The 11,818-nt window shown below is 66.4% G+C and carries 8 protein-coding genes and 1 pseudogene; 7 read left to right on the top strand and 2 right to left on the bottom strand.

Translation table 11 applies throughout. From position 1 onward, the window contains the following. The first annotated feature begins 44 nt into the window (after positions 1 to 44). The 6 genes from D7V80_RS08145 (at position 45) to D7V80_RS08175 (ending at position 7,500) form a co-directional block, all read left to right on the top strand. Positions 45 to 1,088, top strand: a complete 1,044-nt coding sequence (locus D7V80_RS08145; protein ID WP_199738433.1) for a phage major capsid protein — start codon at positions 45 to 47, stop codon at positions 1,086 to 1,088. Positions 1,089 to 1,401: 313 nt separating this feature from the next. Beyond that, positions 1,402 to 2,730: an AHH domain-containing protein gene (locus D7V80_RS08155; protein ID WP_120587614.1), complete on the top strand. Its 1,329-nt coding sequence runs from the start codon at positions 1,402 to 1,404 to the stop codon at positions 2,728 to 2,730. Positions 2,731 to 2,754: 24 nt separating this feature from the next. Further along, the gene (locus tag D7V80_RS08160; RefSeq protein WP_370452471.1) at positions 2,755 to 3,306 is read left to right on the top strand and encodes an imm11 family protein; all 552 of its coding nucleotides are present in this window, start codon (positions 2,755 to 2,757) and stop codon (positions 3,304 to 3,306) included. Between the two features lie 191 nt (positions 3,307 to 3,497). Further along, entirely contained in the window at positions 3,498 to 4,367 is an 870-nt protein-coding gene (locus tag D7V80_RS08165; protein WP_120587616.1) for a DUF2381 family protein, read from the top strand. Then, positions 4,364 to 6,178, top strand: coding sequence for a serine/threonine-protein kinase (locus D7V80_RS08170; protein ID WP_120587617.1), 1,815 nt, complete (start codon positions 4,364 to 4,366; stop codon positions 6,176 to 6,178). Before D7V80_RS08165 ends, D7V80_RS08170 begins: the two co-directional genes overlap by 4 nt. A 164-nt stretch (positions 6,179 to 6,342) precedes the next feature. Further along, positions 6,343 to 7,500, top strand: coding sequence for a protein kinase (locus tag D7V80_RS08175; RefSeq protein WP_120587618.1), 1,158 nt, complete (start codon positions 6,343 to 6,345; stop codon positions 7,498 to 7,500). A 320-nt stretch (positions 7,501 to 7,820) separates the two neighbouring features. On the opposite strand, the gene D7V80_RS08180 is transcribed toward D7V80_RS08175, so the two are convergent. Beyond that, positions 7,821 to 10,784, bottom strand: coding sequence for a DNRLRE domain-containing protein (locus tag D7V80_RS08180; protein WP_233585210.1), 2,964 nt, complete (start codon positions 10,782 to 10,784; stop codon positions 7,821 to 7,823). Positions 10,785 to 11,046: 262 nt separating this feature from the next. Between D7V80_RS08180 and D7V80_RS08185 the strand changes: the two genes are divergently transcribed. After that, a complete protein-coding gene (locus D7V80_RS08185; protein WP_120587620.1) occupies positions 11,047 to 11,535 on the top strand; it encodes a hypothetical protein in 489 nt (162 codons plus the stop codon). An 81-nt stretch (positions 11,536 to 11,616) separates the two neighbouring features. Here D7V80_RS08185 and D7V80_RS41710 read toward each other — a convergent pair. Then, positions 11,617 to 11,818: pseudogene (locus D7V80_RS41710) on the bottom strand (hypothetical protein); the annotation flags it as partial.

Here is an 11,818-nt window from a genome sequence, read left to right on the forward strand (position 1 = left end):
CGACGAGAGCGGTAGGCGCGGCGGCTCGAAGCGCCCCCGGCCGCGTGGGTACAGACCGGGCGACGCGCGAGAGCAGTGTCTACGCGAGCGCCGCAAACTTCGGCGCGTTCACGAAAAGCGTCATCGCCTTGGGTCGCCGCACGAGTGCGACCGAGCTGATCGACGCCGCGAAGTGCTTCGGCAATGCCGACGTGCAGAAGGCGGTTCAGCTCAGCAAGTTCGACTCGGCGGGCGTGCTCGTGCCCATCCAGCAGAGCGGCGAAGTGATCGAGTTCCTGCGGCCCGACGCGGCCCTGCTCAAGCTCGGCGTGCGAACCCAGGCGTTTCGCGGCGAGCTGCACATGGGCACGCACACGGGGACTTCGGTCTTCAAGTGGGTTGGCGAAGGGGAAACCGTCCCGAGGAGCGCGCCGAAGTACGGGAAGATCGTGCTCAAGGCGCACAAGGGCATGGTGCTGACGGACATCAGCAACGACCTGCTGCGCACGCCGGGGGTCGGCGACGCAGGCGTCGGAGAGGACATCCGCGCCACCGTGGCCGATGGTCTCGACGACGCCGGTTTCAACGGTGACGGCACGGGTGCCGCGCCGAAGGGGCTCTTCGTGCAGCTCGACCCCGCGCACTCGTTCGCTTCGACAGGCACGACCGCCGCCGCCTACCTCGCCGGCATCGACAAGGCGGTAGAGCTGCCGCTGACCGCTCACGTCCGCATGGGGACTGCGGCGTGGGTCATCCACCCGACGCGGGCAACCGCGCTGATGCAGCTCCAGGAGTCGGGCCTCTTCCTCTTCCGTGGGGAGATGCTCGACAAGGGGACGATTCGTGGCTTCCCGTTCGTGATGACCACGCGCGTACCCGTGTCGCGGATCACGTTCTCGTGCGACTGGCGTCAATTCCTCTACGGGATCGACGAGGATCTGATCCTCTCCGAGCACGACACCCGCGCCGACCACGACGAGACGACCGTGCGCGCGATCGTGAAGGGCGACTTCAGGCTGCGCCAGCCGAAGGCGTTCAGCTCGATCACCTACCAACCCGACGGCGTGACACCGCGAAGGTCGCCGACGAGTGGGGAACCCCGGGCCTAACCGTCGCCTTCGAGCACTCCCTCCGGCCTGGCATGCACGTAAGGGCGGGCGCGAGGGTAACTGTCGGGCGATCGCGGTCGGCGCGGGCCGCCCCCTGGCCCCGGACTGAATGAAGGGCCGTCCGGGTGGCTGGGAAACGAGCTGCTCGGCGCGTACCTGCTGCCGACAAGGCATGTCGCTTGTCAATGGGGCGTTCGTCTGGGGTGGAAATGTCTACCGATAGCCACGAATTCTAGCGAGCTTTTGAGGTTGTCAGATCCGATTGGTATGTGGCGGATCGCTGCTGATGCTGGCGGCTGAACCTGGGGGCCACATGCGAGCTTTCGCAATAGCCGTGCTGGTGCTGCTGACGGCCGGATGCGCTACGACTCGGGTCGTCAACCTCAACACGGGATACGGCAAGACAATCAGCTACACGCCCCTTGAGTCCGACCCTGTCGAGATAGGGCGCGATGCCTTCAAGCAAGCTGTCACGCAGCTTGTGCTCGACATGAAATTAGATGTCGCGTTCAAGGAAGTTGAACGAGATGACCGTCGCTCCCTGCTCGCGTCGAGTGGCGGAGTCGTTGACGGTGCTCAGGGGCGAGCCGTCCCGTCGGCCTACGAGCGAATCTGCCAGCGGCAGGACGACCCCAACGGCTGCATGGGCATGTTAGCGGGTGGGCTTACGTTCGGGCCGATGGAACGCCGTATGATGGCGCTCTACTTCGCGCTCGATACGGTCTGGGAAGGCGTCGAGGATGCCATCCGAGACATGGTGAACGGGGCTGCTTTACGGGCCATGGTGACGACGATGATCGGGACGGCGCTTGTGATGCTCGTCGCGCCTGAGCCGATTACGAAGGTCATCGCAGTTGCGCTGACTGCATCGCTGATTGCCTATCTCGGTACAGGTCCGGTGTGGAATCTCGGGCGGGGGTTCCTGCGCCTTATGGACGAATCGAGGGACGCGGCGAACGTTTCGGAGCTGGAGCGCGCGGGGCATCGCTTCGGAAAGATCCTTGGAGACAACGGCGCTCGCGTGCTCGTGATCGTCGCCCTGTCGGCGCTCGGCGGTAAAAACGCGATGGCGGCTCAGGGGCCGAGAATGCCGGGCTTCGCTCAGGCGGCAGTCAGGGCAGAGGCAGAAGGGGGCTTCGTGCTTGCTGGCGCGCTGTCGGGAGGGGTCCAGTCGATTTCAATTTCGTCTGCTGGGGTCCTCAACATTGCGCTTGCTCCGACTGCTGTTGCCGCGGTCGCCATGGGCCCCGGTGCTGGTGTGGGGACTCGACCTGCCGGGGGAGCTGGGGGCGTCATTCAGGGGGACCCAGATGGGGAGGTACACCACATTTGCACGGACAAGAACGAGGTTTCGTCCGCTTCAGGAGGGCCGTGGACACCTCTATTTGAGAATTTTTTCAAGCAAGCCGATATGAAGATGAGTGATCGTGCCAACCAAGTTCGTATCAGTGGGCACCAGGGACCACATCCCCGTGGGTATCATGAGGAGATCTTTCGGCGCCTCACGTTGGCAATGAAAGGATGCCGAGATGTTGCGCAGTGCCGGGGCAGCTTGACCAGGGAGTTAGGTCGGATTGCGCGGGACCTGATAACGGAGGGAAGTAAGCTGCGAATGCTAATTACGAAGGCTGCTGGGAACTAAGGCATGGTGAGACGCTACTTTGACTTGAAGATCGACGTGTACGTGAAGGGGCGTTGGTATCTCTCAGAACCAACAGACCTTTCGGGTCGACAGATTGACGACATCTGGCAATTTCTTGACGGAAGGAGAATTGCCGACCCAGGGCCGTTATCCATACCGCTTTCCAGGCCCGGCAAGGCGCTCGATATCGACTTTGCCGGCGCAGGTCAGGCTCCAATCGTGAATGCGTTGGTTGCGAGAGTATTTCGTGATTTGGCACCCAACGACGTGCAGCTCTTTCCCGTGAAAATCGAGGGGCAGGCCGAGCCCTTTTTCCTCCTGAACGTTACGCGCACGGTTCGAGCCATTGACGACGCGGCATGCGAAGAAGCTCGACGTTGGGCACCGGAAGATGATGAGCCTGAAAAGGTTGGTCAATATCATGTCGCCTCCGGTCTTCGCATAGACAAGGCGAAGGTTGAATCTGAGCGTGTATTTCGTTTATGGGGATGGCCCCTGCCAATCGTCGTCGACGAAGAAATCAAGGAAGCGCTGGAGCGGGTTGGCGCCTCGGGTGCTCGTTTCGACGAGGTCTAAACCGTCCCCCATCGTTGCTGAACATGCCCTGACGCCGCTCACAGTCGCGTCGGAGCGTTCTGCTTGCAGGAGGGGAACTCCTCTGGGGCGAGCTGGATAGTTAGGGACCGTTGTCCGTGATCCTGGGGTAAAACGTCCCACTGCGCGCGTGTCCGCGATGGTAGCCTTCCTCCTCGGGAGGTCATGCACCATTGCTCCAACCGTTCAGATTGGCCCTTGCGCTCGCGCTCGTCTCGGGAGCTGCTGCGGGGGCTGAGCCGGCATCGGGGGCGCGCGTTGACCGTAAGCGCCCAGTCACCGTCGCCAGCACGCCCACCGAACCGCTGCCCGTCGTCCACGTTGCGGGGGACACGCCGACGCTGTTCCTGTTCTCCTCGCCGATCCAACGGAAGACCCTGACCTTCGACGAGTCCCGGATTCGCGTCCTGGATGCCGGCGAACGGTCGATCGTCGTTCAGCCCGTGGCCAATCTCGGCGACGGTGAGCGTCAGGAGATCGGGGTCTTCTTCGCCGACGGCCGAGCGCCAGCACGGGCCGCCTTCGTGCTCGTCACCGACCCGGCAGAAGTGGACTCGCGGATCGACGTGCAGCGTCCCGCGCCGCCGAGCGAGACCTGTCCGACGGACGCTCACGCTCCGGCGCCGAAGCCCGAAGATTTCGTGTTGCTTGGCTTCGTGGACGAGAAAGGCGTCACAACCTCTACCGCCAAAGAACATGGGGATCCCGCGCAGGGTCTCGGGTCAGCGTCGGCCGCATCCTTTCGGGGCAAGGGTTGGATTCTGGTGGACGTGAGAATCTGGAACAGCCCCGACAAACAAGCCTGGACACCACGAGAGGCAACATTTACGGGCCGTGTCGGCATGCCTCTGCGGGCGCGTCTCGAGACAGCGAAAAAGGGCCCGATCCCGCCGGGGGGAGATGGGCGCGTACTCGCGGTCGCGGAAGTTCAGGATTCGGACGCAAGCTTTGTTCTCGCGTTGGAGGTGCGTGGGGACGACGGGCGGCACCTCTTGATTCCTGAAGTGCGCTTCCCGAAGCCCGGGGCGGGGGGCACTCCATGACGTTGACGCCGACGGGGACGCCGCCCGACACCCTCATTGACGGATGGCTGGTTTCCAGGGAACTCGGCAACGGTGGCTTTGCCCGCGTCTTCCTCGGAGAGAAGAACGGCAAGCGTGGTGCGATCAAGGTGGCGCGTCACCGGGAAGTGAGCGGCGACTTCAAGCAGACTCATGCCCGGACATTGCGCGAGTTGACGGCTCTTCTCATGCTGGATCACCCGAACATCGTCCGCCCGCAGGGGCATGGCTACACGGCGACCGGCAACGTGTACCTTGCGCTTGACTACGTGGACGGCTGGACGCTCGCGGAGTGGGCAGAGCGAAAACACCCCACGATTCGTGAGATCCTGAGCGTCTTTGAAAAGATTGCCGGTGCGCTGTCTTACATGCACAGTCGGAGCGTGCTGCATCGGGATTTGAAGCTGCTCAATGTCCTGATCCGCAAGAGTGACGGCGAGCCTGTCATTATCGATTTTAGCTGCGCGACCTACGCCCTTGCAGAAGACATGACGAATGGGGGCCTGCCTCCCGGCACGGACCGCTACCGCGCACCAGAACAGTTCCAATTCCTGCGCGAGCATAAGGACGAGCACCGGGCCCGCTATGCCTTCCAGGTCGCCGACGAGATTTTCGCCGTTGGCGTCATGCTGCATGAGTTGCTGACCGATCCGCGACCGACAGAGTTCCGCCCGCGCTTCGCCCTGAACAGCCAACAATTCGAGCCGCCGCCGCCCCGACTCGCGAACGCTCGTGTTCCCGAGGTGCTGAGCGATCTCGTCGAAGGCCTCCTGGATCGGGCCCCCTCACGGCGCCCGGTCGACACGGAAGCACTCCGTCGCGAGTTCGCGGATCTCCGGGCCGACCCAATCGCCGACTACGACGTGCCGGCGCATCCGCCATCGGAACAGCATCCGTCCGAGTCCGACGCACGGGGGCCACTCGGAGCGCCGCTCCCTATCAGCCCCGCCCCCCTCAAGCTGCACGTCGCCCTGATGAAGCGCCCGCACCGTCCGGCGAGGTGGCTCGCGGGCATTGCAGGTGTCGTCGCGCTCGTCGTGGCTGCGGCTCTCTGGGGCCCGTCAGCCGAGATTTCCGCCCCACCTCCCGAGCAGCGCGTCTCTTCGAGCCCGCGCCCTCCCAGCGCCCCCCATTCCACTCCGCCCATGACGGCCCCTCCTGCTATGTCACCTCTTGGCCCGTCGCCCGTGGCAGCCCCTGGGCCGGCAATCGCCGCTGTTCCGAAGGAAGGATCCGATTTGAAGAACCCCGCCCCCGAAGTCCTGACCCAAGGACGCACGCCCCGCATGCCGAAGAAGTTCGTTGCTGCCGCTGAGTGCGCGTCGCTATCGCTCGTCGCGGCGCTGGCGGCGGGTTGTCCGGGGGCCCAGATCCGGCCCGAGTCCTTCACCTGCCCGGCTGGAGCGGAACAGGCCATGCGGGAGAATCTCCGCTGGACGGACGGAGACAGGTTCACCCTTGTGCTCGACGACCGCCACGCGGAGTTCGATTACGCGTGGTTCACGGCTGGCGCGGAGGTGGTGGGGATCGTCCCGAAGGGAATGAACGACGATTATCAGCGGCAGGTCGCCCCGCCCGGAACACGCTTCTACGGCAAGGCTTATTACCTGTCCGACAAGATGGGGCGCGCGGATGGACCGGCACTCGTCGTCCGGTATGACCGCGTGAGGCTGCCGGGGCAGGACGAGCAACCCGTTTGCTTCGTGGTTGAGGGGACGGCCAAGGAGTTCAAGGACGGCAAGGTGAAGGGTTTCAACCGCAACAGCGGAAGGGTCGTGCATCGCTGGCCCTGAGCGCCTCGCGGGTGACGTACCAGGTAGGTGCTCGATTTCGGCCGCCCTCCCGCAGGACTCCATAGGACCTACCAGGGTAGTTTCCCCGGAGCCCATCCCATGGGTAATCTGCTCCGCGCAACGCGTTGGCTTCGGTGCCCGCACGAGCAAGTGGAGGCACGAGCATGCCGGCAATCGAGTTCAAGGTTCCCCGAGGGGCGATTCTCTTCACGACAGGCGGCTTTCGGTACGAGTTCCGCGAAGACCTGGGCGAAGCGCACCACGGGCTCAGCCTCTTCGTCGCGCGGCGCCGGACGCTGGAGGGGAACCACCCCCGGGGGAAGGTGCTGCTCAAGGCGGTTGGCCCCCAGACGGGCCAGGAGGGGGCGCGCATCAAGCGGGCAAGGGTAAGGCTCGAAGAGCAGGTGCGTCTTGCGACCTTCCTCAACCATCCGGGGATCCTTCGCGTCCACGGGATGCACAAGGCGGAAGGGTGCTGGTACGTCATCACCGATCATCCGTCAGGGCACAGCGTGAGCGACATGCTGACGCTCGCTGCGGAGTGCGGGCGCCGGTTCTCGCCCCTGTTCGCGCTGTACGTGGGTGCGAAGGTGGCTGCGGCCCTTGCGCACGCCCACGAGGCCAAGGACGGCGAGGGGAAGCCCCTCAACATCGTTCACCGGGCCGTCGACGTGGGGACCATCTTCGTTGACTGGAAGGGCGGCGTGCAGGTTGCCGACTTCGGACTCGCTCTGTCGGACCTGCCCGGTCGCGTTTCATCCACGGTGCGTCGCCCGTTGGGTGATGCGTTCTACTCCTCTCCAGAAATGCTCCTGACCGGCCGTGTTGATGCGCGTTCGGACCTCTTCGCGCTCGGCGTCGTCATGCTCGAAATCGCGACGGGGAGGAACCTTCTCGACGCTCCGGACGACCTGACCGAAGAGGTGAAGGGCTCGCTATCGGTCAGGCAGCGCGTGCGCGTCCGGCGTGCCATCCGACGGGCCCGCCTCGCTAACAGTCACCCCATGGTTGAAGACGTGATCTGGCGCGCGGCGACCTACTCGCAGGCGGACCTGGACGCGTTGACGGAGAACCTCCCGCAGGGGTTGCGGGTGACGTTGGGCCGGCTTCTTCAACCGAAGCCCGCTGACCGCTGCCAGTCGGCGCGCGAGTTGGCGGCGGACCTGCGTCACTGGCTGGGGGACGGTGAGGTCTTCGGGCAGGAGGATGCGGAAGCCGAGCTGCTCATGCTCATGAAGCTGGCCGGCGAGGCGCTGACCGAGCTGGGCATTCGGCGTCCCCAAGGCTTTGAGGTATCCCAGGACGAAATCAGCACGAACTAGGACGGCGCCCAGGTGCCGGCCCTCACTGCTCAGGGGCTGGCGCCATGTTGCACGTATGTCGCAGGAGCCTGCGGAATGTGCTGGGACGAGCCGGGACAGGGCGGGACGCGGAGGGAAGTCGAATCCGAATGTTTCCGGGCGTTTGCGAGGTAAGGGCGCGATTCTGCTGGGGTTGTCGCAACACCGGCCGTGGGTTCGATTCCCACCGCCTCCATGCAGAACAATCGTCGCGCTCAAGCGCTCTCCCCACGTGGATTGAGCAGGGCACGGCACGTCCCCGGAGCCCCCGCTTGGATGCGGGAGCCCCGAGGCACGGCGGCCTACTTGCGCAGCTTGAACAGCAGCACGTCGGAGCGCCGGGACTGCGGCGTGTACCAGGTGCCGTCCATCTCGAGCGCCTCCTTCAGGTTGCCCGCCACCACGACGCCGTCCGGGGAGGTCGCGAGGTGGAGCTCATGCACGGACGTGAGCCCCAGCACGCGGACCCACCGGGACTCCAGCCCTGGACCGAAGGCCGCCAGCGTGGGCCGGGGCCGTTCGCCCTGGCGCCAACCGACGTCGCCCAGCCCGACGAGGTTCCCCGCGCCGGTCTGGGTCGTCACGATGTTCCCGGCCCCGTCCACCACCATGTCCGTGAACCCGGAGTGCGCGAACTGCCGTAAGCCCACGTCCCCACCCGCCGCGGAGAGCACGCCCACGAGCGCATCCCGGGTCCCCTCGTATTCCTCCGGCTCGCGGCTGACGTAGCTCTGGCCGGCGAACGACAGGTACCCGTTGAAGTTCCCGGTGAAGGCGATGCGCTGGTCGGGCAGCACGCCCACGGAGGTCACCTCGCCGTAGCGCGCGCTCATCACCCGCGCCCAGCCGAAGTCGCCCCCGACGTCATACCGGGCGACGAAGCCTCCGCGCTCCGCGACGGTGCCGCCACCGAAGTCGGTGTTGCTGCCCGCATGGCCGCCCACGATGACGCCCTCGCTGGCGTCCACGGCGACGCTGTTCGCCCGCGTGCCCACCAGGGACGTCCCGGCCAGCGCGCGCGACCAGAGGTGCGCGCCGTCCCACTGGAGCTTCAGCACGTAGGAGTTCGGATACGTGTCGTCGTACGGGAACGGCTTGCCCGAATACAGCGGCCCGTTGCCGAAGTCCGTGTAGCCCCAGAACGTGCCGACGAGCACCGCGCTGCCATGCGCATCCGTGGCCAGGTCGAGCACCTCCATCGGGTTGTCTTGGTAATTCTCCGGGTCGCTCGGGTCACCGAACCAGGCCCGGAAGCCGCGCGTCCAGTCCACCGTGCCGTCAGGTTTGAGCTTCATCACCACAATGCCGGAGCCCTGGGGCAGCGGCCCCTTGCCCAGGTCCGGCGCCCCGTCGTAGGTGCCGGCGACCAGCACGTTGCCCACCGTGGTCACCACCACCTTCTCCAACCGCACCCCCGCCTGCGTAAAGGAGCGCGTCCAAGCGACGGCGCCATCTGCCCGGTGCAGGGTGACGGTATGGCCCGACGGGACGGGCGGGGTCCCCGTGCCGTAGAGCCGGGTGACGACCGCGAACCCGCCATCCGGCGCGGGCGCCACGTGACGAGGGGCCTCCGCCAGCGCGCCTCCGTCCTGACGCACCCAGGCCGTGGTCCCCGACGGCTTCGTGCCCCGGTACGAGCAGAACGGGCTGCTCTCATACGTGATGACCAGCCGGGGCGCGCCCCCGATGATGTGGCGCGCTTCCGCGTCCGTGGAGACGAAGCCCACGCTGTTGGTGCTGTCCGGCAGCAGCGCGAACGCGTACGTCCCGGAGGCCGTCACGGTGTTCGTCACGTCCAGCTCCACCCACGCATCCCGCGCGACGGCCCCCAGGTCCACCAGCGGCTCGCCCACTGGCGCCGGGCGGTGGTTCCAGTCCGTCGTCGCCCCGTCGAACGTCGACGCCCGGTAGAGCCGGGGCCCGTTGCCCGTGCCGTCAATGGCATACAGGCGCAGCGCCACCCGTTGGATGCGCTCCGGTCGCAGCTGGACATCAAAGCGGAGGAAGGCCTCCGCGCGGGGATCCGCGTCCACCCGCAGCGAGGCGTGGTGCTGGAACTTCGAGTCCGGCGCATCCGCCGCGGCGTAGGTGTCGTGCAGCGCGCTGACGGGGACCTCGACGTACTCCGTGCGGGTCAGGCACGCGTCCGTCGGGGCTGTCTTCGCCGCGCCCGTCCAGACGAGCAGCCGGGGACGCAGCGACGCATCCGCGCTCTCCCGCGAGTAGAACGTCACGCCGTCGCTGGAGGTCGGGTACAGCCCGAACGTCACGTCCCCGTTGCCACGCACCAGGTCCGTCACGTCGTAGTCCACCCAGCTCCCCGTCGCGAGCCCCTGCGCATCCTCCACCGGGCTGCCCGTGCGGGCCGGCCGCGAGCTCCACGTGACGCTGGCCTCGCTCCACGGCAGCCCCGTCAGTGCGTACACGGCCGGGCCGTCATCCGACCCCGAGCTCACGTACAGGCGCAGCACCGCGCGCTGCACGGCCTCCGTCAGCCCCTGCACCGGGAAGCGCAGGTAGGCCTCCTGCATGGGGGCGCTGTCCACCTTGAACGTCGTGGCGCCGCCCTGGGCCGTGCCCGGACTCTCCGCGTCGACGAACGTGTCGCCGCTCGCGGTGAAGGAGACCGGCGCGCCGGAGAGCGTGAGCGGCGCGGGCGGCGGCGGCGGGTTGTTCTCGGCGGACTCCACGGTGAGGACGAGCTGCGGCTTGAACTCGAAGGACTCGCTCGACCCGAACGTGAGGCTGTCCGTGCCCTTCGCGGAGAGGCGGAAGTCGACGCTGTAGTAGCGGCTGGGGATGTACATGCCCGACACGTCGAGCTCCACCCAGGTCCCGCTCCTCACGGGCCCCTCGCTCGAGGTGAGCCAGGCGTCGCTCCAGTCCGGCCGGGTGTTCCACGTCACGCTTTCGTCCCAGATGTGCACGCCCGGCGAGTCGTGCACGACGACGCCCTGGGCCGCGTTGTTCATCGCGAACAGGCGCAGCCTCGCGGACGTCACCGTCCCGGGAACGGGGAGCTCGGCCCCGGAGAACCGCAGGTACGTCAGCGCCTCGGGGGTTCGCGAGACCTTCAAGGTGGAGGAAGCGCCGAAGCTCGCGTTCGGGGACGCGGCCTCCACATGCGCGTCCTCCGTGGGCGTCAGGACGACCGTGCGCGTCGTGAGCGCAGCGCGCTCCGTGCTGACAGTCTCCGCCCCGGGCTCACGTGAATCTTCTTCCGCTGGCAGTGGCGCGCCGCACCCACTCAGGGTCGCGAGCGCCATCCCCATTCCCCACAACATCCCTGCGACTGTCATCCGTCTCACGCTGACTCTCCCTTTGGGACCACGAGGGGAGGGCATGAGCAACGGGTGAGCCAGACATTGGGGCCGTGGCCGCTCCTGGAGATCCTCTGAAGGATTTCCAAGCTCGCCGTCTTATTCCTATCGAATGGGGAGCTGAACGACGTCACAGCGTCCCTGCTCATGCCGTAGCAGGGCCAGGACAGTTGCCCTGGAAACACTTCGTTGAAGGGGGACCACACAGATGTCCAAGAAACCCACCGTGGCGTTCTTGCTGCTGCTCTCCGGCTGTTCGACCACCGCGACCATCTCCCGCGTGGATGGAGGAACCTACACCGCCAGGATTGTCCGCAGCGATCAGGACTCCCTCTTCGTGAAGACGTCCTCGAAGGGAAGTGAGATCGCCATTCCCAGGTCGAACGTCTCGGATATCGACCACCCTGGAAATGGCATGGCTGTGTTTGGCGCACTGCTGACTGCCTATGGCGGGCTGAACGTCGCGGCGGGCGCCAGCACGTGCGGCGAGGTCGGCGGCGCCTACTGTGTCGGCACCTTCCTCCCTGCCGCGGTGGGCATCCCAATCCTCATCTGGGGCCTGACCACCTGGACCCAGTCCACCGGCGCGGCGCAGGGCGGCTCCACGGCCGCCCACACCGGTGCCGTGCCGTCCCCGCCTTCCGCCTCTGCGTTCGACTTCCGCGGGAGCGCGCCGGGCTCCGCCCAACGCCGCTGAGCATCCGCGCATGGACTGCCTTTGAAGGGAGGGCCCTCTCCTCAGGCCCTCCCGTCACCGGTCTGGAAGAACGAACTCAGCTCACAGCAGGCAGGAGACCGCGTTGTAGGTCAGGATGACCAGACCGGCGTTGCCTGCTCCGGAGGAGGCGGCACCGGCCGCGGACGGCAGGGTCGTGGCGGTCGACCAGGTATTGGCACCAAGGCTGCTGCCGTCGCCGGTGCCCCCATTGCCGCCCGCGCTGCCACCCGCGCTGCCGCTGACGCCACCGCCGCCGCCATAG

The organism is Corallococcus sp. CA054B (genome assembly GCF_003611625.1).
Classification (GTDB): Bacteria; Myxococcota; Myxococcia; order Myxococcales; family Myxococcaceae; genus Corallococcus; species Corallococcus coralloides.